General features: G+C 63.6%; 22 protein-coding genes. 15 read left to right on the plus strand and 7 right to left on the minus strand.

The annotated features are described in order from the left end of the window. Nucleotides 1-106: 106 nt before the first annotated feature. Both EB235_RS20415 and EB235_RS20420 read left to right on the plus strand, forming a co-directional pair. The gene (locus EB235_RS20415; RefSeq protein ID WP_027029237.1) at nt 107-691 is read left to right on the plus strand and encodes a nitroreductase family protein; all 585 of its coding nucleotides are present in this window, start codon (nt 107-109) and stop codon (nt 689-691) included. Next, entirely contained in the window at nt 692-1,300 is a 609-nt protein-coding gene (locus tag EB235_RS20420; RefSeq protein ID WP_027029236.1) for a flavin reductase family protein, read from the plus strand. Nucleotides 1,301-1,315: 15 nt separating this feature from the next. Here EB235_RS20420 and EB235_RS20425 read toward each other — a convergent pair whose 3' ends face one another. Continuing rightward, nucleotides 1,316-2,026 carry a TetR/AcrR family transcriptional regulator gene (locus EB235_RS20425; RefSeq protein WP_027029235.1) on the minus strand — a complete coding sequence of 237 codons (711 nt, stop codon included), beginning with the start codon at nt 2,024-2,026 and terminating at the stop codon, nt 1,316-1,318. A 147-nt stretch (nt 2,027-2,173) separates the two neighbouring features. On the opposite strand from EB235_RS20425, the gene EB235_RS20430 reads away from it, so the two are divergent. Both EB235_RS20430 and EB235_RS20435 read left to right on the plus strand, forming a co-directional pair. After that, nucleotides 2,174-2,848 carry a methyltransferase family protein gene (locus EB235_RS20430; protein ID WP_027029234.1) on the plus strand — a complete coding sequence of 225 codons (675 nt, stop codon included), beginning with the start codon at nt 2,174-2,176 and terminating at the stop codon, nt 2,846-2,848. Nucleotides 2,849-3,118: 270 nt separating this feature from the next. Next, entirely contained in the window at nt 3,119-5,020 is a 1,902-nt protein-coding gene (locus EB235_RS20435) for a CASTOR/POLLUX-related putative ion channel (RefSeq protein WP_027029233.1), read from the plus strand. Here the strand turns inward: EB235_RS20435 and EB235_RS20440 are convergent. Together EB235_RS20440 and EB235_RS20445 are read right to left on the minus strand one after the other, a co-directional pair. Beyond that, nucleotides 5,017-5,898: an HpcH/HpaI aldolase/citrate lyase family protein gene (locus EB235_RS20440; RefSeq protein ID WP_027029232.1), complete on the minus strand. Its 882-nt coding sequence runs from the start codon at nt 5,896-5,898 to the stop codon at nt 5,017-5,019. The two genes, EB235_RS20435 and EB235_RS20440, sit on opposite strands and share 4 nt — an antisense overlap. Beyond that, on the minus strand, nt 5,898-6,353 hold the full coding sequence (locus tag EB235_RS20445; RefSeq protein ID WP_027029231.1) for a MaoC family dehydratase: 456 nt from the start codon (nt 6,351-6,353) through the stop codon (nt 5,898-5,900). The genes EB235_RS20440 and EB235_RS20445 overlap by 1 nt, the downstream gene beginning before the upstream one ends. 154 nt (nt 6,354-6,507) lie before the next feature. Between EB235_RS20445 and EB235_RS20450 the strand changes: the two genes are divergently transcribed. Continuing rightward, entirely contained in the window at nt 6,508-7,632 is a 1,125-nt protein-coding gene (locus EB235_RS20450) for a DUF2336 domain-containing protein (protein ID WP_027029230.1), read from the plus strand. On the opposite strand, the gene EB235_RS20455 is transcribed toward EB235_RS20450, so the two are convergent. Then, nucleotides 7,629-9,695 (minus strand): FUSC family protein, encoded by a 2,067-nt coding sequence (locus EB235_RS20455; RefSeq protein WP_027029229.1) that lies wholly within the window; start codon nt 9,693-9,695, stop codon nt 7,629-7,631. The two genes, EB235_RS20450 and EB235_RS20455, sit on opposite strands and share 4 nt — an antisense overlap. 44 nt (nt 9,696-9,739) lie before the next feature. Further along, nucleotides 9,740-11,794: a DNA topoisomerase IV subunit B gene (parE, locus tag EB235_RS20460; RefSeq protein WP_027029228.1), complete on the minus strand. Its 2,055-nt coding sequence runs from the start codon at nt 11,792-11,794 to the stop codon at nt 9,740-9,742. A 237-nt stretch (nt 11,795-12,031) separates the two neighbouring features. Here parE and cpaB point away from each other — a divergent pair, with 237 nt between their 5' ends. The 10 genes from cpaB (at nt 12,032) to EB235_RS20510 (ending at nt 22,219) form a co-directional block, all read left to right on the plus strand. Continuing rightward, nucleotides 12,032-12,964, plus strand: a complete 933-nt coding sequence (gene cpaB, locus EB235_RS20465) for a Flp pilus assembly protein CpaB (RefSeq protein WP_245268750.1) — start codon at nt 12,032-12,034, stop codon at nt 12,962-12,964. Between the two features lie 30 nt (nt 12,965-12,994). Next, nucleotides 12,995-14,446 (plus strand): type II and III secretion system protein family protein, encoded by a 1,452-nt coding sequence (locus EB235_RS20470; RefSeq protein ID WP_032925376.1) that lies wholly within the window; start codon nt 12,995-12,997, stop codon nt 14,444-14,446. Nucleotides 14,447-14,450: 4 nt separating this feature from the next. Then, a complete protein-coding gene (locus tag EB235_RS20475; protein WP_027029225.1) occupies nt 14,451-14,720 on the plus strand; it encodes a hypothetical protein in 270 nt (89 codons plus the stop codon). A gap of 33 nt (nt 14,721-14,753) precedes the next feature. Further along, nucleotides 14,754-15,968 carry an AAA family ATPase gene (locus tag EB235_RS20480; protein ID WP_027029224.1) on the plus strand — a complete coding sequence of 405 codons (1,215 nt, stop codon included), beginning with the start codon at nt 14,754-14,756 and terminating at the stop codon, nt 15,966-15,968. Then, nucleotides 15,965-17,386, plus strand: coding sequence for a CpaF family protein (locus EB235_RS20485; protein WP_027029223.1), 1,422 nt, complete (start codon nt 15,965-15,967; stop codon nt 17,384-17,386). Before EB235_RS20480 ends, EB235_RS20485 begins: the two co-directional genes overlap by 4 nt. Nucleotides 17,387-17,391: 5 nt before the next feature. Beyond that, a complete protein-coding gene (locus EB235_RS20490; RefSeq protein WP_027029222.1) occupies nt 17,392-18,357 on the plus strand; it encodes a type II secretion system F family protein in 966 nt (321 codons plus the stop codon). A 1-nt stretch (nt 18,358) separates the two neighbouring features. Further along, the gene (locus tag EB235_RS20495; RefSeq protein WP_027029221.1) at nt 18,359-19,324 is read left to right on the plus strand and encodes a type II secretion system F family protein; all 966 of its coding nucleotides are present in this window, start codon (nt 18,359-18,361) and stop codon (nt 19,322-19,324) included. A gap of 76 nt (nt 19,325-19,400) precedes the next feature. Then, a complete protein-coding gene (locus EB235_RS20500) occupies nt 19,401-20,228 on the plus strand; it encodes a hypothetical protein (RefSeq protein WP_080680724.1) in 828 nt (275 codons plus the stop codon). A gap of 165 nt (nt 20,229-20,393) precedes the next feature. Beyond that, the gene (locus tag EB235_RS20505; RefSeq protein ID WP_032925374.1) at nt 20,394-20,867 is read left to right on the plus strand and encodes a tetratricopeptide repeat protein; all 474 of its coding nucleotides are present in this window, start codon (nt 20,394-20,396) and stop codon (nt 20,865-20,867) included. 176 nt (nt 20,868-21,043) lie between these two features. Beyond that, nucleotides 21,044-22,219 (plus strand): GGDEF domain-containing protein, encoded by a 1,176-nt coding sequence (locus tag EB235_RS20510; protein ID WP_027029218.1) that lies wholly within the window; start codon nt 21,044-21,046, stop codon nt 22,217-22,219. Nucleotides 22,220-22,231: 12 nt separating this feature from the next. Here the strand turns inward: EB235_RS20510 and gcvP are convergent, their stop codons facing one another. Both gcvP and gcvH read right to left on the minus strand, forming a co-directional pair. Beyond that, a complete protein-coding gene (gcvP, locus tag EB235_RS20515) occupies nt 22,232-25,042 on the minus strand; it encodes an aminomethyl-transferring glycine dehydrogenase (RefSeq protein ID WP_027029217.1) in 2,811 nt (936 codons plus the stop codon). 18 nt (nt 25,043-25,060) lie between these two features. Next, complete coding sequence (gcvH, locus tag EB235_RS20520; protein ID WP_027029216.1) at nt 25,061-25,429, minus strand: glycine cleavage system protein GcvH; 369 nt, start codon at nt 25,427-25,429, stop codon at nt 25,061-25,063. Nucleotides 25,430-25,433: the final 4 nt, after the last annotated feature.

The following is a 25,433-nucleotide window of genomic DNA, read 5'->3' on the forward strand; positions in this document are numbered from 1 at the left end:
CGATCCGTGGCTCTTCCGCCCGGCGCTTGCGCGCCTTTGCCCGAGCCGCCCGAATTCCCGATGGTGCGCTTCAGCTCAAAACAGAGTGTTTAGGAGACTTGCGCCCATGGCGTCGCCGATCATCGACTTCCTGCTGACCCGAAATTCAGCACCGATTCTGGACCTCAAGGAACCTGCGCCGAGCGACGCCGACATCGCCACCATGATCGCCGCCGCCACGCGCGTGCCCGACCACGGCCGGCTCGAACCCTGGCGCTTCATCCTCTATCGCGGCGATGTCCGCATCGAGATCGGCAGACAATTGGCGGCGCTTGCCGAACAGCGCGAGGGGCCGTTGCCGGAAGGCCGCCGCAACCAGGAACTGGCGCGCTTTTCCCGCGCGCCGCTGGTGATCGGCGTTGTGTCGGTGCCCAGGGAAAATCCAAAAATCCCGCAATGGGAGATGTTCCTGTCCGGCGGCATGGCGGCGATGAACCTGATGATTGCCGCCAATGCGCTGGGCTACGGCACCAACATGATCAGCAACTGGTATTCCGACGAGCCGGAGGGCAGGGCGATCCTTGGACTGGCGCCGCAGGAGCGCGTCGTCGGTTTCATCCATATCGGCTCCTATGCCGGCCCGGCGCCGGAACGGCCACGGCCTGATCCGGCAAAACTCTATGCCGATTATTCAGGGCCTTGGGCGGGCTGAATGTTCTACGAACCGTCCAAGGGGCACGGGCTGCCGCACGATCCGTCGAAGGCGATCGTCGCGCCACGCCCGATCGGCTGGATATCGACGCTGAACGAGGCGGGCGAGGTCAATCTCGCGCCATACTCCTTCTTCAACGCCGTTTCGACGCGGCCCTTCATCGTCTGGTTTTCCTCGGAGGGCGAGAAGGACAGCGCCTCCTTTGCCCTGGAAACAGGCGAGTTCGTCGCCAATCTGGTCAGCCGCGATCTGGCCGAGAAGATGAATTACACCTCCGTCAACGCGCCGCGCGGCGTTAACGAGTTCGTCTATGCCGACCTCGCCATGGCGCCTTCGCGCCTCGTCAAGCCACCGCGCGTGGCGGCGGCGCCCGCCGCGCTGGAATGCCGGGTGACGGAGGTGTTCCGCCCGAAGGCGCTGGACGGAACACTGACCAGCGCCGTCGTCGTCGCCGGCGAAGTGGTCGGCGTGCACATCGACGATGCCTTTCTGAAAGACGGCCTGTTCGACATCACCAAGGCCGGCAATGTCGCTCGTCTCGGCTACATGGATTATGCCAGCGTCAGCGATGTCTTTTCGATGCGCCGGCCACGCTGGGGCAAGGAATAGGCCGGGCTTGGCAAATCACCGCGCCTTATCGGCTTTCCGCCGGGCTGTCATGACGGCCCTGACATAGCCGGGTTCACCGATCCGAATGCTTCCATCGGCGAGGCCGAGTATGCGGTCGAGAGCGATCTCGTACAGCCTGACGCGTCTTTCCAGGACATCGATCGCGACATCCATATCGGCGTCGCTGCCGCCGGCGATCGCCTTGCCAACGACGTCATGCGTGGCCATGCCGAACTGCATGACGATGTCGGCGACACCCTCCGGATCGAAGGTCCTGAAGCTGCCGTCTTCGACACCTTGCCGAATGATCTTGACCAGCAGTGGTGAAAACGACGCGCTGGCGGCCAGATTGATGCGGTGGAAAAGCACCAGGTTCTCAGGCCGAAACATGGTCTCGAAAAGAGCCCAGGCCTCCGTCGCGGTCTCGATCTTGGCTCGCCGCGACTGGGAGAGCAGGCTGTTCAGGCGGCCAAGCGGGTCAAGGTCGGGATCGTCGAATATAGCTTGAACCCCAGCCAGCGCCTGTCGTGCGAAGCGGCTGGCCAAGGCTTCCAGAAGAGCCTCCTTGGAGGGAAAGTAGTGATAGAAGGCGCCCTTCGAGATGCCGGCGGACGCAATCACGTCGTTGAGGCTCGCTTTGTCATAGCCCCGCGTCAGGAACAGGGCTTGGGCGTGGTCCAGAAGTTCTTCTCGCCTGAGTTCCGGATGCTTGACGACACGGGGCATGACCAAACCTTCTGCACGCGATGGCTGTTCCCGTCCAGCACGGGATACCAGATGAGGGTCGGCTTGAATTATAGACCATTGGTCGGTATGATAGACCACTGGTCTATTTCAGACAATGCCGCGGGGGCAAACCGTGGAAGGTCGATCATGATCGCGAAATTGGTTCTTCAGACATTCATCTGGTTCGGCGTCATGGGCGCCTTGCTCTTCCTGTCGGCCGGCACGCTGCATTGGCAGGGGGCCTGGGTCTATCTTGTGGGGATGGTGGGGCTCAGTCTCATCCTGGGAATTACGCTGGCGCAGCGCGACCCCGGCCTGATGAATGAGCGGCTGAGCCGTCCCATCCAGAAGAACCAGACAGCGGCCGACAAGGTCCTGCTGTCCATACTGCTGCTCGCCATCCTTGGCTGGCAGATCTTCATGGGCTTCGACTTCCGTTTCGGCTGGTCGACGGTTCCGGTCTGGGCACAGGTGGTCGGCACTCTGGTCCTGCTGGTCGGAATCTGGATCTGCTACCTGACCATGCTGGAGAACAGTTTCGCGGCGCCCGTCGTGAAGATCCAGGATGAACGCGGACAGCACGTGATCACGACGGGGCCTTATAGTCATGTCCGCCATCCGATGTATGCCGGCGCCATCCTGTTCTTCGCCGGCACGGCACTCCTGCTCGGCTCCTGGTGGGGGCTGGCATCGGTGCTCGTGTTCGTCGTTCTCCTAGCCATTCGCACCTTCATCGAAGAGAAAACGCTTCGCGCCGGCCTGCGCGGCTATGACGACTATGCAAATGAGGTTCGCTACCGTCTGATCCCGATGGTCTGGTAGCGGTCAGGCGAAGTGTCTGCCGCCCTCGCACGCCAGCCATCGCAGTGAATTCCTTAGCCGTGAACACGCGAATAGCGATTCCCCTTCACCCGAACACAGGCTAGAACGGTTCACCGTTTCACAGAAACGGCAAACCGCTCTAACTCTTTGTTTTGACGCAATTCCGGACGGAAAACCGTTCACACTTTTCCTGGAATTGCTTTAAGAGAGCGGCTTCGGCGTTGCGTTGGCGCGCGTCGACCTTGGGGATAGTGCGGGGGCAGCGGCGACATGAAGAAACGAGACTCGCTGGCAACCCGGCTGCGCTACCAGTTCGACAGGAGCATGGCCGCCGGCCCGATCGCGCTGATCGGCTGGCTCGCCATCGTTTCCCTGCTGATCATCATCGCCGCCGCGGCTTTCCTTGCGGTGACCCGCATCGCACCGGAGGGCGGTGAGCCGCTGGGCTTCTTCGAAGCGTTCTGGGAATCGCTGATGCGCACGCTCGATTCCGGCACGATGGGCGGGGACACCGGCTGGGCCTTCCGTCTCGTCATGCTGGTCGTCACGCTTGCCGGCATCTTCGTCGTGTCTGCCCTCATCGGCGTGCTCAGCGCCGGTGTCGACGGCAAGCTCGATGAATTGCGCAAGGGCCGCTCGCGCGTGCTGGAGGCCGATCACACCATTATCCTCAACTGGTCGCCATCGATCTTCGACGTCATCTCCGAACTCGTCATTGCCAACGCCAGCCGCCGCCGTCCGCGCATCGTCGTCATGGCCAATATGGACAAGGTCGAGATGGAGGACGAGATCGCGGCCAAGGTCGGCAAACTGGGCAATACGCGCGTCATCTGCCGCAGCGGCGACCCAACCGATCTCTATGACCTGGCCATCGTCAACCCGCAGACTTCGCGGTCAGTCGTGGTGCTGTCGCCGCAAGGCGACGACCCCGATTCGCAGGTCATCAAGACGGTGCTGGCGCTGGTCAACGACCCGGGCCGGCGCACCGACCCCTACAATATCGCCGCCGAGATCCGCGATGGCAGGAATGCCGAGGTCGCCCGCGTCGTCGGCGGAGCCGAGGTGCAGCTCGTGTTGGCCGACCAGCTGATCTCGCGCATCGTCGTGCATTCGAGCCGGCAGTCGGGTCTGAGCGGCGTCTATTCGGAGCTGCTCGATTTCGACGGCTGCGAAATCTACACGACCGAGCAGCCTGATCTCACCGGCAAGACCTTCGGCGAGGCGGTCATGGCCTATGAACACTGCGCGCTGATCGGGCTTTGCGACCAGAAGGGGCGCGTCAATCTCAACCCTTCGTCGGACCTCGTGATCGGCAAGGACATGCGCGCCATCATCATCGCCGAGGACGATGCCGCGATAAAGCTCGGAAGCTCCGGGATCAAGATCGATGCGGCGGCGATCCGTGGGCCGCGGCCCATCGAGCCGAAGCCCGAGCGCACCCTGATCCTCGGCTGGAATCGGCGCGGCCCGATCATCACCTATGAACTGTCGCGATACGTCGCGCCTGGGTCGATCCTGACCATCGCCGCCGACACACCCGGCCTCGAGCAGGAAGTTGCCGAACTGCCGGTCGCCGGCGACAATCTGTCGGTTTCCTGCCGCATCACCGACACATCGAGCAGCACCGCCCTGGCAAGCCTGGACGTGCCGTCCTACGATCACGTGCTCGTCCTCGGCTACAGCGAAACCATGGCAGCGCAGCCGGCCGATACGCGCACGCTGGTGACGCTATTGCATCTGCGCAAGATCGCGGACGATGCCGGCACGCACATCTCGATCGTCAGCGAGATGATCGACGTGCGCAACCGTGAGCTTGCGGCGGTGACCAAGGCCGATGATTTCGTCGTCAGCAACAGGCTGGTCAGCCTGATGCTGGCGCAGGCGTCGGAGAACCAGTACCTCGCCGCGATCTTCGATGACCTGCTCGATGAACAGGGCTCCGAAATCTACATGCGCCCGGTCGGCGACTATGTCGCCATCGATCAGCCTGTGACGTTCTGGACGATCGCGGAATCGGCGCGGCTGCGTGGCGAGATCGCCATCGGCTACCGGCGCATCCGTGCCGGAGACACCGACCAGCGGGCACTGGGCGGCGTTACCGTCAATCCGCTGAAGTCGGAAGCGCTGGCCTATCTGCCCGAGGACCGGATCATCGTGCTGGCGCGGGATTAAGCGGAAACGCCTGCCGCCTTCGCCCGAGCCAGCAGCCGTTCGGCCAGCCGCAGATGCGGGCGGTCGAACATTTTTCCGTCAATGCCGACGACGCCGGAATTTCCCGCCGCTTCGAACGCCGCGACGATCGCCGCTGACTGTTTCACCGCCTCCGCTGAGGGTGTGAAGGCGGCGTTGATGAGAGGCACCTGATCGGGGTGGATCGCCATCTTGCCGGTGAAGCCGTCGCGCTCGGCCTCAGTGCATTCCACGGCGAAGGCCGCCATGTCACGAAAATTCGGGAAAACGGTGTCGATCGCCGCGACCTCAGCGGCTCCGGCCGCAAGGATGGTCGTCAGGCGAGCGTGGCGGAAGAGGTCGGTGTGGCGGCCGTGCTCGTCGCGGGCAGAGCGCGCGCCGATCGCGGCCGACAGGTCCTCCGCGCCCCAGGTGAGACCAGCGAGCCGTGCGCTTGCCCCGGCATAGGTCGCTGCGGCAAGCACACCGGCCGGCGTTTCGGTGATGATCGGCAGGATTCTTGTCGCTCCATCGGCCAAGCCGTTCTGGGCCTCGTGAACCCTGAGCTTTGCCGAAAGGTGCTGGACGTCCTGGCCGCTGTTGGATTTGGGCAGCATGATGCCGTCCGGCCTGGTTGGCACGAGCGCAGCCAAATCGTCATCGGTCAGCCCGGTCGACAGGTCGTTGACCCTGACGTAGATGGCTGAGCTGGTTTGCGCCCTGCGTTCTACGATGAAGCGCGCCGCGATGTCTCGTGCCTGCGCCTTGTTTTGCGGCGCCACGGAGTCCTCGAGGTCGACGATCACCACGTCGGCGCCGGCGCCAAATCCCTTTTCCAGCTTGCGCTCGGAATCGCCGGGCACGAACAGCAGCGAGCGCATCAGGCGGCCTTCTTCTTCAGCATCATCGCTTGCCTGGTGCATTTGGCGACCAGATCGCCATTCTGGTTGTAGGCGCGGTGCTCGAACTCGACGATGCCGCGATCCGGCTTCGATTTGGACTCGCGCACTGAGATGACCGTGGTCTCGACACGAATGGTGTCGCCATGGAAAACCGGGTGCGGAAACACCGTTTCCTTCATGCCGAGATTGGCCACCGTCGTGCCGACGGTGATGTCGTTGACCGAAATGCCGATCATCAGGCCGAGCGTGAACAGCGAGTTGACCAGCGGCTTGCCCCATTCGCTCTTGGCGGCAAAATCGAAGTCGATATGCAGCGGCTGCGGGTTCAGCGTCATCACCGAAAACAGCATGTTGTCGCTCTCGGTGACGGTTTTGCGCAGCGTGTGCTGGAAGACATGGCCGACGACAAATTCCTCGAGATATAGCCCGGCCATTTCTTGGTCTCCTGCGCTGATTGACGGTTGATAGGCGCTGCATCCGGCGCTCGCAAGCCAGTTAATGAACATGGTGAACCGTTCGTAAACCATTTCTGCCTACCGTCTTCAGCGGGGCCGGAAACCTTCCGGCAAGGGGCGTAAGCAGGCGGGCATGGTTGTTGTTTCGCATTTCCTGAAATGGATCTACACGGCAAGAGTGTCCGAGCGCGCCGCCGCGGCCAACGCGCTGGCCCGGGCCTACGTCAATTCCGAATTGCCGTTCGAGGATCGCTGCGCTGCCGAGGCAGCGCTGACGCTGCTGCTCGACGATGCCTCGTCGAAAGTGCGGCTGGCGATGGCTGAAGCGCTCTCCATGAGCCACCATGCGCCGCTGCAGATCATCAGTGCGCTGGCGTCCGATCAGCCGGAGGTTGCCGGCGTCGTGCTGGCGCGCTCGCCGCTGCTGACCGATGCCGACCTGATCAATCGCGTGGCTGCGAGCCCGAAGGCGACGCAGAAGCTGATCGCCGACCGTCCTGTTGTCTCGATGGCGCTGTCGGCGGCGATCGCCGAGATCGGCGAGGCGGAAGCCTGCGCCGTCCTGCTCGCCAACAGCGGCGCTGACATCGCTTCGCTGAGCTTCCGCCGCATGGCCGAACGCCACGGGCATCTGCCGCTGGTGCGCGAGGGACTGATCTCGGATGTCAGACTGCCTGCCGACTGCCGGCATATGCTGCTCATCAAGCTCGGCGAGACATTGAAGACATCGCCGCTGGTCATGGCATTGATGGGCGCCGCACGCGCCGAGCGCGTTATGCGCGACGCTTGCGTCAAGGCCTCGGTGACGCTGATCGAGGGTACGCGCCAGGAAGAACATGCCGCGCTGATCGAACATCTGCGCCTACGCGGCGACCTCACCGCCAGCTTCCTCATCCGTACCATCGCCCATGGCAAAGTCGATTTCTTCGGCTCGGCGCTGGTCGCGCTCAGCCAGCAATCCGAACAAAGGGTGAGGGCGTTGCTGGCCGGCGGGCATGATGTCGCCTTGCAGGCGCTGTTCCGCAGCGCCGGCCTCGCCGCCGCCACGCATGCCATCATCCTGCGCGCGCTGAAAATCTGGCGCGAGGTCGCCAACGGCAAGCGTGTTGCCGGCGTGCAGGAAGTCAGCTGGCTGATGCTCAAGGAAGTGGGTGGACAAGCCGCAGAAGGGGATCTTGCCGCCCTGATCAAGTCGATCCATCTCGACGCGCTGCGCGAGAATGCGCGTGGGCACGCACTGGCGATAGCGGCAGCCTAGCCTTTATCCCTCGCAAAAAAATCCGGAAAATCCTCTATCGCGGCGGCGATGATGCGCAATGACGCCGCGATCTGCAGCACGTCGCCGGTGGTGTTTCGCTGGGCGATGGTCGCCGCATATTGGCGGGCGACGGCGACGGTCGCTGTCTGCGGATCGCCAGGGGCGCGGAAGAGCAGTTCGCGCGCCAGGCCCCTTAGGAAATTGGCAATCGAAAGCGCGGTTTCGGACGGAACGGCATGCGCCTGTTGCGCCTCGCGCAGCCGCAGGATTTCCAGGCCGACTGTAACGGCGGCGACGCCGCCGCCCAGGACCGCATCGCCCTTGCTGCCGGAATTCTGCACCAGCGGCATCAGCTGGTTGACCCGATCATAGGCGAGGCTCTCGAAGGCCGAACGTCTCGGCACGCGCTCATGCAGGCAAAGCCGCGCCAGATCCTCGCGCATGGCGCGCACGATGCGATTGGCCGCCAGCCACGGATCGGCGGGCAGCACCAGGATGAAGACGCCAATCGCCAGCAAGATACCAACCAGCACCGATGCCGAGCCGGCGAAGAACGGGCCGGGATCATAGGTCATCGCCTGATGCGGGCTGAGGAAAGCGAGGAAGTTGATGGCAAAGGCCGTGGCTACGCCGACATAGCGCGGATTGGCCATGCCCAGCGCCGTTGGCACCAGGATCGGCACGACAAACAGGACGAACCAGCCGAAGCCGGGCAGGGCAGGCAACGCGATCTGGCCGACCAGAAAGGCAAAGGGCAAAGCCAGTAGCGTTCCCTTGAAGAAGCCCCAGGACACCTGCACCGGATCGGGGCGAGCGGCGAAAAGGCTGGATACGACGGCAACGAGAATGACCGTGCCCGCCGCTTCCGACCATTTCGTCGTCAACCAGAAGGCCGCGACCAGCAAGGTGGTGAGAGCAGCGCGCACGGCATTGCGCGATGCGCCGGGGTAGTCTCGGTGCACCACCAGAGCTGGCTGCCTGCTGCCTCGAACCGGGCGCGTGACGGGAGCGCGCAAGGCGTCGAGACCACGCAGCACCTGCTTGAAGGCCTCGGCGAAATCGGCAGCGATGGTGAGACGGGTGATGGTGCCGACCCTGTCGTCGCCCTGGTCGACCGAGGCATCGGGAATTTGCCGGGCCTTGGCCGAGATCGCGTCGAGCCGTGTCACCCAGGGGGCGGTGTCGTCCAACGCGCCCGGCTTCGTCGCCAGTTCACTGACAAGGCTATGCAACTCCGAGCGCACCGGTATGAGTGCTGCATTTTTGGGCGCTGCGTGCGAATGCAGCGCGCGTGCCGCCGACAGCGCAGAGAGAAGTTGTCCGATGGTGCGCCGGACCGGATGGGCGCGTGGCGCGAAACTCGGGGCTTCCAGCCTGGCATAGGCGCGCATCTCGCCAAGCGTCTGGGTGTCGGCGACCAGTTTTCGGTGCAAGCCGGCGAGCGTTGCCGGATCACCGCCGGAAAAAGCGCCGCTGGCATAGGTGGCAAGATCGAGGATGCTGCGCTTCAACCGCGAGATGATGGCGTCGGCCGCCAGCTTCGGCAGGATCAGCCGGCTGGTCACGCCGGCACAGACAATGCCGAGCACGATTTCCGCGCAGCGGGCGACCGCAAGGTCGACGACGAGATGTGGCTGTCCGAAGGCCGGCAGGCCGATGATCATCGCGGTGTAGCCGGCAAGGGCAGCACCATAGGCTTCGGGATTGCGCAGCAGTGACGAGACGAAGGTGCAAATCCCGATCCAGACGGCAAGCACGGTCACCAGCACCCATGGGTTGGTGCCGAACACCGTGGTGATGCCGATCGCCGCGATGCCGCCGACCAGCGTGCCGAGCAACCGGTAAAAGCCCTTCGCCAGCACCATACCGGCGACCGGCTGGGCGACGATGAACACCGTCATCATGGCCCATTGCGGGTGATCAAGTTTCAGGACGTAGGCGGCGAGAAGTGCGATCAGGCCGGCTGAGACCGTGCGAAGTGCGAAAATCCAGTCCGAGCGCGTCGGCTGCGTCAGCCCCGCCAAACTCGCCTCGAAATAGCCCTTCAGCCGCGCCCAGGTCACATGCTGGTCTCCATATCGGAAGCGCAAGCTAAACTGGCCAGCGGCTAGATATCCAGCACTTCCGTTGCGGCGAATTCGGCGCGTTCCTGGATGAAGCGGAAGCGGGCTTCCGGCTTGGTGCCCATCAGCTCATCGACCCTGTCCTTGGTGGCTGAATCGATTTCGTTCACATCGACCCTGAGTAGGGTGCGCTTCCGCGGATCCATGGTGGTCTCCTTGAGCTGCGCGGCCATCATCTCGCCCAGTCCCTTGAAGCGGCCAAGCTCGACCTTGCCGCGCCCGGTGAATTCGGTGCGCAGAAGCTCATCCTTGTGCGCATCGTCACGGGCATAGGCAACCTTGCCGCCTTGCCGGATCGAGTAAAGCGGCGGCACCGCCAGATAGAGATGGCCGCCGCGCACCAGCGCCGGCATCTCCTGGTAGAAGAAGGTGATCAAAAGTGAGGCGATGTGGGCGCCGTCGACGTCGGCGTCGGTCATGATGATCACCCGGTCGTAGCGCAGATCCTCGTCGCGGTACTTCGTGCGCGTGCCGCAGCCGAGCGCCTGGATCAGGTCCGATATCTGCTGGTTGGCGGCCAGCTTGTCGTTGCCGGCGCTGGCGACGTTGAGGATTTTTCCGCGCAGCGGCAACACGGCCTGGCTGGCACGGTCGCGCGCCTGCTTGGCCGAGCCGCCGGCCGAGTCACCTTCGACGATGAAGAGTTCAGCGCCTGCAGCCGCATTCTGCGTGCAGTCGGCGAGCTTGCCCGGCAGGCGCAGCTTGCGCACCGCGCTTTTTCGCGACACTTCCTTTTCCTGGCGTCGGCGCACCCGCTCGTCGGCGCGCGCGATCACCCATTCGAGCAGCTTCGAGGCTTCTTGTGGATTGTCGGCCAGCCAATGGTCGAAGGGATCGCGGATCGCTGTCTCGACAATGCGGATCGCCTCGATCGTTGCCAGCCTGTCCTTGGTCTGGCCGACGAACTCCGGCTCGCGGATGAACACCGAAAGCATGCCCGCCGCCGAGATCATGACGTCTTCCGAGGTGACGATCGAGGCTCGCTTGTTACCGACAAGGTCGGCATAGGCGCGAAGCCCGCGCGTCAGCACGTTGCGGAAGCCGGCCTCATGCGTGCCGCCTTCGCCGGTCGGGATGGTGTTGCAGTAGGAATTCACAAAGCCGTCGCCGCCGAACCAGGTCACCGCCCATTCCAGTGAGCCATGGCCGCCCTGCTTCTCGCTCTTGCCGGCGAAGATTTCGCGGGTGACCTGGAAGTCATCGCCCAGTGATGCCTTCAGATAATCCTTCAGGCCGCCCGGGAAATGGAATGCTGCCTTGGCCGGCGTCTGGTCCTTTTCCTTGATCAGCGATGGATCGCAGGTCCAGCGGATTTCGACACCGCCGAACAGATAGGCTTTCGACCGCGTCATGCGGTAGAGCCGGGCCGGCTCGAACGCCGCACCCTTGCCGAAGATCTGCTCGTCGGGATGGAAGCGGATTTTTGTGCCGCGGCGGTTGTGAACCTCGCCAAGCTGCTCCAGGCCGGTCACTGGAACGCCGCGCGAAAAACGCTGGCGATAAAGCTGGCGGCCGCGTGCGACCTCGACCTCGAGATGGTCCGACAGCGCATTGACGACGGACACGCCGACGCCGTGCAGGCCGCCCGAGGTCTCGTAGACCTTGGAGTCGAATTTACCGCCCGAATGCAGCGTCGTCATGATCACTTCGAGCGCCGGCTTCTTGAATTTCGGATGCGGGTCGACCGGAATGCCGCGGCCATTGTCGGTGACGGCAAGATAGCCGTCGGCCGAAAGCTCGACGTCGATGAAGGTGGCATGGCCGGCGACCGCCTCGTCCATCGAATTGTCGATGACTTCGGCGAACAGATGGTGCATCGCCTTGTCGTCGGTGCCGCCAATATACATGCCGGGCCGGCGGCGCACCGGCTCCAGCCCTTCGAGCACCTCGATGTCGGCGGCGCTATAGCCCTCGCTGCCATCCTTGGTCGCGGCAGGACGCTTGGCAGCCTGCACCAGCGGATCCGCCGGACGTGCCGGCGTGCGGGCCGGCTGCGGCTCCTTGCCCAGATTGCCGAAGAGATCGTTGTTGTCGTCCATGCCTGCCATCGGGTCCGATGCTGCGAATCACCCGTCGATACTGCCACGCTTTGCGGCGCCAGGCGACGGAGGTTCCTGTTACGTTCGGGGATTTGACCCCTCATATCCTAAAACCATTCGATAACCAAGCGGGCGGAAATAGGTCTGAGACCGCCGTTCTGCATTCCTGATTCTTTAACAAAGCGGCCTAGCGTGAGCCCAACATAACAAGAGACGACGGGCATCAGGGGTTTCGGCGTGAGGGGCAAGGCCATAACGATGATCGGCATCGCCGCCGTTTTCGGCGCGATCTCGATCTTTGCCGCGGATTTCTGGGTCAAGAGCCAGGCCAAGGCCGATGCCGGGGAGAAAACGGCGTCGATACCCGCTCCCGCCGCGCCCAGGATTGAGTTCAAGACCATCGTGGTGGCAAACGCGCCTTTGCGCTACGGCATGGAACTCGACCGCGCCAAGCTGGTTGAAATCCCGTGGCCGCAGGATTCCCTGCCGCAAGGTGCCTTTCCCACCATCGATGGATTGCTCGGCGAAGGCAGCCGCGTCGTGCTGTCGCCGATCGACGTCAACGAACCGGTGCTGCTGACCAAGCTGTCGGGGCCGAACGGGCGCGCAACGCTTTCCAACATGATGACGCCAGGAATGCGGGCGGTCACCATCCGCACCGACGAGATCGCCGGTGTCGGCGGCTTCGTCACGCCGGGCGACCGCGTCGATGTCGTGCTGACGCGCGATGCCGGCGAAATCCAGGAAGTCGCCAAGAACGCGCAAGGCGCCGCCGGTTCGACCATCACTTCCGAGATTGTCGTAGCCGATGCCAAGGTGCTGAGTGTCGGCCAGGGCGCCGACGAGCGCCAGACGACGCCGCAGGTGACCAATTCCGTGACCATCGAGGTGACGACCGAAGGCGCGCAGAAAGTGGCGCTTGCCCGCACCGTCGGCACGCTGTCGCTGTCGCTTCGCTCCGCCAGTGAAGGCGGCGATGGCAAGAACGGCGTCACCACCATCTCCTCCTTCGGCGGATCGGTGGCGGCCAAGGCCGAGGCCGCGGCCGGCTCGCTGTTCGGCGCCATGACCAAGGAGCCGGAGAAGCCGAAATTCAAGACAATCATCGTGACGCGCGGCACGAAGGCCGAGGAATATCAGGTTCCCGCGCGGGACCAGAACCAGAAGTAAAGGCCGGTGGGGACCGGGCGGGACGGGACAATGCTGATGCGTAGCCTATATCGAATGACGGACCGGTCGCGCATCACGCGCGCCCTGGCGATGGCGGTTGCACTGGCCGCGAGCGGCACGCTTGCCTTGCCCAGCGCGGCCAGGGCGGACAATGACGTCGTCTATGTCTCGTCGACCAAGAATGCGTCGATCAAGGTCGCCAAGGGCAAGCCCAAGACGATCGTGACAAGTGCTGCCTTCTACCAGATCGTCATCGGCGATCCTGATATCGCCAACGTCAACCCGCTGACCGATAAATCCTTCTATGTGCTGGGCAACAATCTCGGCACCACCGGCATCGCGCTGTTCGACGAGAAAAAGCAGCTCGTTGGCACCGTCGACATCGAGGTGACGCTCGACACTGATCAACTGGCCAGCACCATCCGCGCCAGCGTGCCGGACGCCAAGATCAAGGTCGGCTCGGCCAATGGCCGTGTCGTGCTGTCGGGCGAGGCGGATGACGCGGTCGCCGCCGAAAAGGCGAACCAGATCGCCACGCGCTTTTCCGGCAAAGAGGACGTGATCAACTCGGTCAACATCTCGTCGTCGCAGCAGGTCCAGCTCAATGTTCGCTTCGTCGAGATCAACCGCCAGGCGGGGCAGGACCTCGGCGCCAAATACAGCGCCAATTTCGCCTATGGCCTCGGTGGGCGTAGTGTCGTGCTGAACCCGGATGGGGCGTCGGTGCCGACGGCGGGTACAGGCGAGATCATCGGCAGCCTGCTGTCGAATGGCGTGTCCATCGATATCGCCGTCAAGGCGCTGGAGGAACGCGGCCTCGCCCGGATGCTGGCCGAGCCCAACCTGATCGCCCGCTCCGGCCAGACGGCAAGTTTCCTGGCCGGGGGTGAATTCCCGATCCCGGTTTCGGAGGACAACGGCAAGATCTCCGTCACCTACAAGAAATACGGCGTCAGTCTGGACTTCACGCCGACCGTGCTCAAGGACGGGCTGGTCAGCCTCGACATCGCCCCGGAAGTCTCTTCGATCGACGCGTCGGCGTCATACAACATCGGCAACATCTCCGTGCCGGGCTTCATCGTGCGGCGTGCCAAAACGTCGGTCGACCTGAAGAACGGCCAGAGCTTCATGATCGCAGGGCTGCTGCAGACACAAAACGACGTCACCACGTCGCGCATCCCCGGCCTCGGCAAGATGCCCGTTCTTGGACCGCTGTTCTCGTCGAAATCCTACCAGCGGCGCGAGACCGACCTGGTCATCCTCGTCACGCCCTATCTGGTCAAGCCGGTCGATCCGTCGAAGAAAATGGTCGAGCCCACCGATGGCACGCAGCCGCCCAGCAATGCCGACTACTTCCTCAACAACACCGAGGAAGTGAAGGCGTCGGACACCAGCCGCGCGCTGGCGCTGGCCGATGGTAGTGCCGCACGGGCCGCTCCCACCACCACGGTCGGGCATTTCCTCGACCTGCCGAAGGACTGAAGCCATGCGTCTGGTCCTGAGATCGAGCATTACCCTGCTTCTTGCCGGTTTGGCCGGCGGCTGCACCAGCGACGATTACACACGCAGCGAAGGGGTGACGACCGGCGCCGGCAACGCCCAGGCCGCCAACACCGCCATGCAGATGGTCGACCCGTGGAAATACGGCGTCCAGAACACCAGGCTTCTCGTGCCTGCCAAGTCTGGCAATGCTGGACCCGTCACGCCCGATCAGGCTGCGGGCGCGAAGGCATCGCAGGCAAGCACCGAAAACTGATCCACAAGGCGATCGACCTGACAGGCGGCGAAAATGGCAAACGGCATCAAGACCAAGAAGATCCTGCTCGTATCGACGGACAGGACCTTCGTGCAGGACACGAAGACCGCATTCGCCGCCTCCGAGATCATCCAGCTCTCGACGGTGGAGAAGAACGTCACCGAACTGCGCGGCGAGGTCCAGGAGACCGACTTCGGCGCCATCATCGTCGACATGGACGCGGCGAGACTGGAGGAGGTCGAGTCCCTGCAGCGCATCATGCGCCGGCTGGAGGGCAAGGCGCCGGTGGTCGTGGTCACCCAGGAGTTCAACGCCGCTGCCGTGCGCATCCTGGTGCAGCTCAAGGTCGCGGACTTCCTGGTCAAGCCGATCACCACGGCCGATCTGGTGCGCTCGGTCGTACGCGCCCTGCAAGGGCCGGGGCGTGAGGAAAACACGGAGTCGCAAATATACACCTTTATGCCGGCGGCCGGCGGCGTCGGCACCACGACACTGGCGCTGCAGACCGCGTTCCAGCTGCATCATTCGGTGACGCGTGGTGCCTCGACGTGCGTGGTCGACCTCAATTTCCAGCAGGGCGCCTGCGCCGAATATCTCGACCTCGAGCCGCGCTTCGACATCACCGAGATCGAGAACCAACCCGAACGCCTCGACCGGCAACTGCTCGACGTGATGCTGTCCAAGCATGCCAGCGGCCTTTGCGTGCTGGCGGCGCCGACGCACCCGGCCGAGATGCGCTCGTTCAAGACCGATGTCGTGGTACGCATGCTGGACCTTGTCTCGGCCTATTTCGACAATGTCGTCATCGACATGCCGCGCACCTGGTTTCCGTGGACGGAGACCGTGCTGCTTGGCTCCAACAAGCTCTATATTGTCGCCGAGATGACGGTGCCGTGCCTGCGCCACACGCAAAGGCTGATCCAGGCGGTCTATGAGACCGCCGGCAAGGAGGTGAAGCCGAACGTCATCGTCAACCGTTTCGAGCAGAAGATGTTCGACAACGGCATCAAGCAGGCTGACGTCCAGGAGATCCTCGGCGAGCATTTCGTTGGCGGCATCGCCAACAACTACCGGCTGGTGCGCGAGGCGGTCGATCGCGGCGTGCCGCTGCACGAGATCGACCCGAACGCCAATGTCATCAACGATCTGAAAAAGATCATCCTTCCCGAAGAAGCAGTTGCGACCGGGGCCAAGTCGAAGTCGCTGTTCAGTCTCGGCAGGGGCTTATTGAAGAGGAAGGCCGGATGACCAGCCGTTTTTCCACCCTGCAGAACCGCGACACGCGCCCGCAGCGTCCGGCGGACACAGCGCCGGTCGCCCATCATGCGGTCGTCATTCCATCAAACCGAAAGGCTTTGCCGGCAAAAGCGGACGTCGCACCGGCAAAGAACGCCAACAAGGTTCTCGACGCCCGCGTGCGCATTCACCGCATGCTGCTCGAGGAGATCAACCTCGTTGCGCTGGAGCGTTTGCCCAAGGACGAGATGCGCCGGCAAGTGCATGATTTCGTTTCGGAAAAAACCCGCCAGGAGCGAATGGCGATCAACACCGCCGAACTCGACGCGCTAGTCGACGATATCGTCGACGAGATGGTCGGCCTCGGTCCGCTCGAGCCGCTGCTCAAGGACCCAGACATCAACGACATCCTGATCAACGGCCACCAGAATTGCTTCGTCGAAAAGAAGGGCAAGCTGCAGCAGGTCCACATTCCGTTCAAGGACGAGGCGCATCTCTTGCGCATCATCAACAAGATCGTCGCCGCCGTCGGCCGCCGCGTCGATGAATCACAACCGATGGTCGATGCGCGCATGCTGGACGGTTCGCGCTTCAACGCCGCCATCCGCCCGGTTGGCGTCGACGGGCCGCTGGTGTCGATCCGCAAATTCTCCAAGAACAAGCTTGGCCTGCACAGGCTGGTCGAGTTCGGCGCCATCACCCAGAACATGGCCGAGGTGCTGGCGGCGGCGGTCCACGCCCGCAAGACGACAATCATTTCAGGCGGCACCGGCACCGGCAAGACGACGATGCTCAACGCGCTGTCGGCCTTCATTTCCGAAGACGAGCGGCTGATCACCATCGAGGACGCGGCCGAACTTCAGCTGCAGCAGCCGCATGTCGCGCGCATGGAGACACGCCCTGCCAACATCGAGGGCCATGGCGAACTGAAGCAACGCGATCTCGTCAAGAACGCGCTGCGCATGCGACCCGACCGCGTCATCCTCGGCGAGTGCCGCGGCGAGGAAGCTTTCGACATGCTGCAGGCGATGAACACCGGCCATGAAGGGTCGATGGCGACCATCCACGCCAACACGCCGCGCGATGCCATTTCGCGCTTGGAACAGATGCTGGGCATGACCGGCATGCCGATGACGGTGCAGTCGATCCGCAGCCAGATCAGTAGCGCGCTCGACCTGATCGTCCAGCTGACCCGGCTTTCCGACGGCAAGCGCAAGGTGACGAGCGTCGCCGAGGTGACCGGCATGGAAGGCGACGTCATCCAGATGCAGGAGATTTTTCGCTTCGTGCGTACCGGCATGGACGCCGACGGCGGGATTCTCGGTTATTTCGAGGCGACCGGCATTCGGCCGCGCTTCCTCGAGGATCTGCGCGCCATGGGCATCGAGTTTCCCGGACGCTATTTCGAACCCGGCCGACCGCAGGAGTAGCCAAGGTGTTCGACGGGTTCAGCGCGATCTATGTCATCTATGCCGGGGCAGCGCTCACCGGCATCATGATCGCCGAGGCCTGTTATCTTCTCTATGCCGGCCGCAGCGACAAGCGAACCGCCATCAACCGGCGCATGAAGCTGCAGGAAAGCAAGATCAGCCAGGAGCAGGTGCTGATCCAGCTGCGCAAGGAGCGCGGCCTCGATGCGGGCACATCGCTGTTCTCGCCGGACCGGTTCCGCGCCTTGCGCACGCAGTCGGGCATGATCATGCCGATGTCGAAGTTCCTGATGACCACGTCAGGCGTAGCGCTGGCGATGGCCGTGGTCGCCATGTGGTATGGCTTGCCGCCGCTGATGGGGCTTCTGTTGTTCGTCGTGCTGGTGCCGTTGGTGCCGGTGATGGTGATGCGCTTCAAGCGCAAGCGCCGGCTCAAGCGATTCGGCATCCAGCTGCCCGAGGCGCTGGAGCTGATCACGCGCGGTCTCAAGGCCGGTCACCCGGTGCCCGTGGCCATTGCCATGGTGTCGCGCGAGATGCCTGATCCGATCGGCACCGAATTTGGCGTCATCGCCGATGAGGTCACCTATGGTTCCGACCTGGTCTCGGCGTTGAATTCGCTGTTCGACAGGGTCGGCCATGAGGATCTGCCGCTGTTCATCACGGCCGTCTCGATCCAGTCCAGTTCGGGCGGCAATCTGCGCGAGATCCTCGACGGCCTGGCGTTGACGATCCGCGAGCGCGGCAAGCTGCGCCGCAAGGTGCGAGCCATCTCGACCGAAGGTCGCATGTCGGCCTACATCCTGACGGCGATACCGGCACTGCTGTTTGCCGCCATCATGGCGCTGATGCCGGGCTTCTACCGCGATGTCTGGGGCGAGGCGAAAACCTGGTACCTGATCGGCGGGTCGGTCACCTGGCTGATGCTGGGCAATCTGATCATGTTCAAGATGTCGAATTTCAGGTTCTGACATGCAGGGCTTCATCGAATTCCTCGCCTCGCTCGCGCCGACCTCATTGATACCGGTGGCCATCCTGCTGTTGGCCCTGGGCACCGTCGCGGTCGCCTGGCCGATGGTGACGGCGAAGGGCGACCGCAACGACGTGAAGCGCCGTCTCAAGGTCGACCATGGCCCGGTGGCGACGAAACCCGAGCCGGTGCAGAAGAAGAACGCTGACGTCGTGCGCGACAAGGCGGTGAAGCGGGCGCAGGCGTTCTACGCCAGGAGCGATCCGGAAAATGTCGCGCGGCTGCGCATGAAGCTGATCCAGGCCGGCTATATGGAGCCGCGCGCCGTCGGCATGTTCTTCATCATACGTTTCTCGGCGCTGGTCGGCGGCGCGCTTGGTGCCTTTGTCCTCAACCAGTTGATGGCCAGTGCCGACGCGACGATGGCCAGCCGCTGGGCGTTCATCATCCTGTCGGGCGTGGCCGGCTACTTCCTGCCCGGTCTGGTGCTGACCCAGAAGACGCGCGAGAAGATGCGCGAATACCGCAACGGCTTTCCCGATTTCATGGACCTGATGATCGTCTGCTCGGATGCCGGCATGAGCATGGAAGCCGGCATCGAGCGCGTCTCCAGGGAACTCGCCAGGACTTATCCGGCGCTGAGCCAGAACCTGCAGCTGGTGTCGCTGGAGCTGAGGGCCGGGCGCAGCATCGACGATGCGCTTAAGGCGCTCGCCGAGCGCCTCAGCCTGGACGAGGTTCGCTCCTTCGCCACGCTGTTGCAGCAGTCGAAGGAACTCGGCACCAGCCTGTCAGGCGCGCTGCGCGTCTTCTCCGACGAAATGCGCCACAAGCGCATGTCGCTGGCCGAGGAAAAGGCGCACGCCTTGCCGGCCAAGATGTCGATCCCGGTAACGGTGTGCATCCTGCCGGTGGTGCTGATGATCGCGATCATCCCGATCATCGTAAAGATGACGGGCGCGCATTAGCTTGGGTTGATATTCAGCCGGGCAGGCCGATAACTCTCATCTTGCTCCAACCCGGCGCCGCGAGGATATAATGCGAATGCTGTTGCGCACCCTTTTCCTCGGTCTCGCCGCCATCAGTTGGGGACCCACCCAGGCCATGGCCGACGATTGCGGCGATGCTGCCGCGCTGTTGCGGCAGGCTTATCCCAAGGTTCAGAAAGGCGCCGACGGCGGCGCCTTTACGCTCGAACCCAATACCAGCATTGCGCTCGCGCTCCCGCAGGACCTTACGCCCGGCCTGGTCTGCAAGGTCTGGCCTGCCCATGACGATCTGCTGCTGGTCGCGGTGCCGCTGATCGACAGCGCCCAGTCCATCGACGGCCAGCATATCGGCGATGTCGAGCTTCTGGTGGTCGACAGGAAGAGCCTGCAGGTGCGCCAGCGCCTGCTCCAGCCCCGGTTGATGAACGACGATGCCATCGCGATCCGCGACATCGCACTCGACACTGGCCGCTATGGGCTGGCGCCGGGTGTCACCGCCTTTGGCCTGCGCATCGAGATGGCAAACCATTCGCAGGCCAATCCCTTCAGCGAAACCGACCTGCGGCTCTACGCCGTCGCCGGCAATGCGCTGCGACTGGTGCTCGACGGTCTTGTGGTGGCCGGCAATGGCGGCGAAGGCGACACCAATTGCGCGGGATCCTTTCATTCGAGCCAGGTCAGCCTGGCGATGAGCCCGACGGTCCATCACGGCTACCATGACATCATCGCGGTCGAGCGGAAGGATACCGACGAGCCAGCTCCCGACAAGGATGGCGAGTGCCAGTCCCATCCCGGCAAGTCCGTGAGCCGGACCTACCGGCTGCGCTATGACGGCAGCCGCTATCGGGCTCCGGCAGCGCTCAAGGCCCTGGATCCGCCGTGAGAGCCGCCGCCCGCGTCTGCCGTGATTGAGGCGTTGCGTGCCAATGGTTAATGGCCGGTATTGTGGAAACCAAATCTTAGGTGCATTTCGGCACCGAAGTTTAATTGCTCTTCTGTACTGTGATTTCCGAAGAACGACCTGGCAAATCGGGCGACGGGGCAGGGCATGGGTCAGACAAAATTTGCGGCGGTGGCCATGATGGCGGCCGTCCTCGTGATCACCGGTTGCACGACGAACAGCAACGTCGACACAACCAAGACGACCGCGATCCCATCGGCGGCGAAGGCTGTCGACACGTCCGATCTGGCGCAAGGCAAGGCGCAGTTTCGCGATGCCAATTATGGCCTCGCCGAACAGCATTTCCGCAAAGCCGTCGAGTTGAAGGCGGACAATGCGGAGGCCTGGATGGGGCTCGCCGCTTCCTATGACGAACTCGGCCGCTTCGACTTTGCTGACCGCGCCTACAGCCAGCTCTTGAAGGTCGCCGGCCGCAAACCGCAGATCGTCAACAATATGGGCTATTCGCAACTGTTGCGCGGCAACAAGAAGAAAGCCCGGGCGCTGCTGCTCGAAGCAAAGGCCGGCATGGCCGACTCCGCGGTCGTCAACGCCAATCTCGCTTTGCTCAACAAGGGCTGATGCCTGTCTGGTCCTCGCGCCGGGCAAAAGATGCGATTTCCTGACAGGGTGGTATCGACGCTTTGTAAACCCTAACCGCAGCTTGGGTCGAAAGATCGGCTGAAAACCATGTTCGAGCGCTGCCGCTGACCTAGAATGTGGGGCAACCGCCGACGCTCGAGAGGCCCCCGCCCGACATGCTGGATTTCAGTTCGCTCCTGCTCGCAGCCGCCCTGTCGGGTACCTGCCTGGCCGTCACCATGTTTGCGATCTGGTTCACCGCGCCGCGCGCGGGCTTCGTGCTGACGGTGGCATGCGGCATTCTCGTGCTCGTCGCGCATGTGATCCTGTTCTGGCGATACACCAGGGAGCCTGATCCGCTGCTTTGCCAGATCGCGCTGGCGCTGCTCAGCCTGGGCTTCCTCACCATCTGCATTTCGGCCATGCAGTATCTCGGCGTGCCGGACTATAGGCGGGCGGTTGTGCCGACATTTGCCGCCATGGCTGTCTGCGCGGCCGCGACCTTCCTCGGCCTTGACGGTGTCGGCTTCATCATCACCTACGCAGTGGTAACCGTGCTGCTCTCGACGATCGGGGCCATGTTCTGGATCAATGGCAGTCACGATCGCCGGATCCTGCTGGTGGTCTCGTTCCTGAGCGGCACCTGTGCGGTGTCGTTCGCCCTTTGCGGCGTGGTTCTGATGGCCAAGGGCCAATGGACGCTTGGCGCGGCGCCCGATAACTGGGCCGAACGCCTGAATTCCGTCGTGGCCGTCGCCTGCATGACCGGTCTCGGTGCCTTGACGCTCTCGCTTCACCACCTACAGGCGCAAATCGAGTTGAAGGCCGAGACCATGACCGATCCGTTGACCGGGTTGATGAACCGCCGCGGGCTGACGTCGCTCTATGGCGAACGGACCTTTGGTCCGTTCATGACGATCGTCATGTTCGACCTCGATCATTTCAAGAGGACCAACGACATCTACGGTCATCCCATCGGGGACCAGGTCCTGTGCCGCTTCGCCGCCGTCATCCGGAAATATGCCAGGACCGGCGTCGACGCCTTTCGCCTGGGCGGCGAGGAGTTTGCCATCGTCATGTCGCGGATGACGGAAGAGCGGGCCCATGATCTGGCCAGTAAGGTCGGCGTTGCCTTCGGCACCGAAATCGTTGCCACCCCGCTCGGTCCCCTGCGCAGCACGGTCAGCGGCGGCATCGGTGTCGGCGGCACCGATGGCAGCACGCTCGACGAGGTGCTGGCCGAGGCGGATGCCGCACTCTACGCCGCCAAGCGGGCTGGCCGAAATCGCGTCATCAGCCGCACAAGAATGGGCAAGGCCGAACCGGATAGGCCGGCCTTGCGCTCAGCGTAAACCTAGAGGCGACTATTCGGCCGCACCCAGATAGTCCGACAGCGGCGGGCAGGAGCAGACCAGGTTGCGGTCGCCGGCAACATTGTCGATGCGCGACACGGGCGGCCAGTACTTTGCCGCCGTGTCGGCGTCGCCGGCGGGATAGGCTGCTTCCAGACGCGAGTAGGGGTGGGTCCACTGGCCGGCCAGCGTCTCGGCGGCGGTGTGCGGTGCGTTGACCAGCGGATTGTCGGTCAGCGGCCACTCGCCCCTGGCGACTTTCGCCACTTCACCCGCAATGGCAATCATTGCCTCGCAGAAACGGTCGAGCTCGCGCTTGGGTTCGGATTCGGTCGGCTCCACCATCAGCGTTCCGGCAACCGGAAACGACATGGTCGGCGCGTGGAAACCGTAATCGATCAGGCGCTTGGCGATATCGTCGACACTGATGCCGGCGCTTTCCTTGAGCACACGGGTGTCGAGGATGCATTCATGCGCGATGCGACCGCTCCGTCCCTTATAGAGCAACGGGAAGTGCGGCGCGAGCCGTGTCGCCACGTAGTTGGCCGAGATGATGGCGGTCTCCGTTGCCTGCTTCAGGCCGGCAGCACCCATCATGCGGATATACATCCAGGTGATCGGCAGGATGGAGGCGCTGCCGAACGGTGCCGCCGACACGGCATGCGCAGAGCCCTCGGTGACATGGCCCGGCAGATAGGGTTTCAGGTGCGCCTTGACGCCGATCGGGCCAACGCCGGGGCCGCCGCCGCCATGCGGGATGCAGAAGGTCTTATGCAGGTTCATATGACAGACATCGGCGCCGATATCGGCCGGGCGGGCAAGTGCTACCAGCGCGTTGAGGTTGGCGCCGTCGAAATAGACCTGGCCGCCATGCTCATGGATGAGGGCGCAGAGGTGACGGGCGCCTTCCTCGTAGACGCCATGCGTCGAGGGATAGGTGAACATCAGCGCGGCAAGGTTCTTCGAATGCTCGTTGGCCTTGGCCCGCATATCGTCCATGTCGATATTGCCGTCCTCCAGGCAGCGCACGACGACAACGCTCATGCCGGCCATCGCCGCACTTGCCGGATTGGTGCCATGCGCGGAGGAGGGGATCAGGCAGACGGTGCGGTGGCCTTCATCGCGCGCGCGATGATAGGCGCGGATGGCAAGCAGGCCGGCATATTCGCCCTGGCTGCCGGCATTGGGCTGCAGGCTGACCGCGTCGAAGCCGGTGATCTCCGACAGCCAGCCTTCCAGTTCACCGATCATGGCGCGGTAGCCGGCTGAATGCGCCGATGGCGCGAAGGGATGCAGATTGGCGATGCTTGGCCAGCTCACCGGCATCATTTCGGCCGCCGCGTTGAGCTTCATGGTGCAGGAGCCGAGCGGGATCATTGAGCGGTCGAGCGCCAAATCCTTGTCGGCCAGCCGGCGCAGCAGGCGCATCATGTCGGTTTCCGACTTGTTCTCATGGAAGACCGGCTGGGTCAGAAACTCTTTTCCACGCGGCTTGCCGGGCACCGTGCTGTCGGCCGAGGGAGCGGCCTTGGCGCCGAACAGGACCGCGATCGCATCGAGATCGGCGTCGGTCGAGGTCTCGTCGAAGCTGATGCCGACATGGTCGGCGTCGATGACGCGCAGCAGCCGGCCGGTCTTTTCGGCGGCGGCGGCAATCTGCGCGGCCTTGCCTTTCACTTCGGCCGTCACCGTGTCGAAGCGGCTGGCACCGAGCACCGTAACGCCCGCCGCTTTCAGGCCGCTTGCCAGACGATTGGCCAGGGCGTGGATGCGCCCGGCAATCGCCTGCAGCCCGGCGGGGCCGTGCCAGATGGCATAGGCCGTCGCCATATTGGCGAGCAGCGCCTGCGCGGTGCAGATGTTGGAGGTCGCCTTGTCGCGGCGGATATGCTGTTCGCGCGTCTGCAAGGCCAGGCGGTATCCGGGCCGGCCCTTGCTGTCTGTGGACTGGCCGACCAAGCGGCCGGGCATCAGGCGTGTCAGCCTGTCGGAGACGGCGCAATAGGCGGCGTGCGGGCCGCCAAAGCCCATCGGCACGCCAAAGCGCTGCATCGGGCCGACAGCGATGTCGGCGCCGAGTTTCGCCGGCGCATCGGTCAGCGTCAGGCCAAGCGGATCGGCGATGAAGACGACGATGGCGCCGGTGGCGCGGGCCTTGTCGATCGCGGCCCTGTGGTCGCCATAGACGCCAAAGGTGTCGGGCCAGGAGACGAGCAGGGCAGCCGTGTTGTCGTCGATCGTCTCGCCGTCGATCTGGATGCCGAGCGGTTCGGCGCGGGTGCGCACGACATCGAGCGTCTGCGGATGCGGCGTGCCGGCAAGCGCCACCTTGGTGCGCTTGTCGCGGTGGTGGCGCAGCGCAATGCCGACCGCTTCGGCGACCGCGGTCGCCTCATCGAGCAGCGAGGCCGATGCAACCGGGAGGCCGGTCAGTTCGGTGACCAGTGTCTGGAAGTTGAACAGCATTTCCAGACGGCCCTGGCTGATCTCGGCCTGATAGGGCGTGTAGGCCGTGTACCAGGCCGGATTCTCGAACAGATTGCGCTGGATGACCGGCGGCACATGGACGCCGTGATACCCCGCACCGATGAAGCTTTTCAGCACCGTATTCCCAGCCATGGTCGCCGACAATTCGGCCAGTGCTTCGGCTTCGCTCGCTGCCGCGGGTAGGGCCAGCGGCACGTCGAGGCGAATCGATTGCGGCACGGCCTGGCTGATCAGCGTCTCGACCGAGGGAACGCCGATCACCGCAAGCATGGCTCTGACATCGCTGACATCAGGACCGATATGGCGGGCCGAGAAAGGGGTAAGTGCTGCGCTCATCGTTTTTAAGTCCTGTTATCAGGCGATATGGGCTTTGTAGGCGGCTTCATCCATGAGGCCGGCGAGCTGGCTTTCATCGGCAAGCTTCATCTTCCACAGCCAGCCGGCGCCGGTCGCCGCCGAGTTGACCAGCGATGGGTCGGACGACAGCGTGCCGTTGGCCTCAGTGATTTCACCATCGACCGGCGCGTACACATCCGAAGCTGCCTTTACGGATTCGACCACGACGGCGGTATCGCCCTTGGCCAGCTTCTTGCCGATCTCGGGCAGTTCGACGAAGACGAGATCGCCAAGCTGCTCCTGCGCGTAGTCGGTGATGCCGACAGTGGCGATGCCGCCCTCGACACGGAGCCATTCGTGATCTGATGTGAAATAGGTCGTTGCCATGGAA

It is taken from the genome of Mesorhizobium loti R88b (assembly GCF_013170845.1).
Classification (GTDB): Bacteria; Pseudomonadota; Alphaproteobacteria; order Rhizobiales; family Rhizobiaceae; genus Mesorhizobium; species Mesorhizobium loti_B.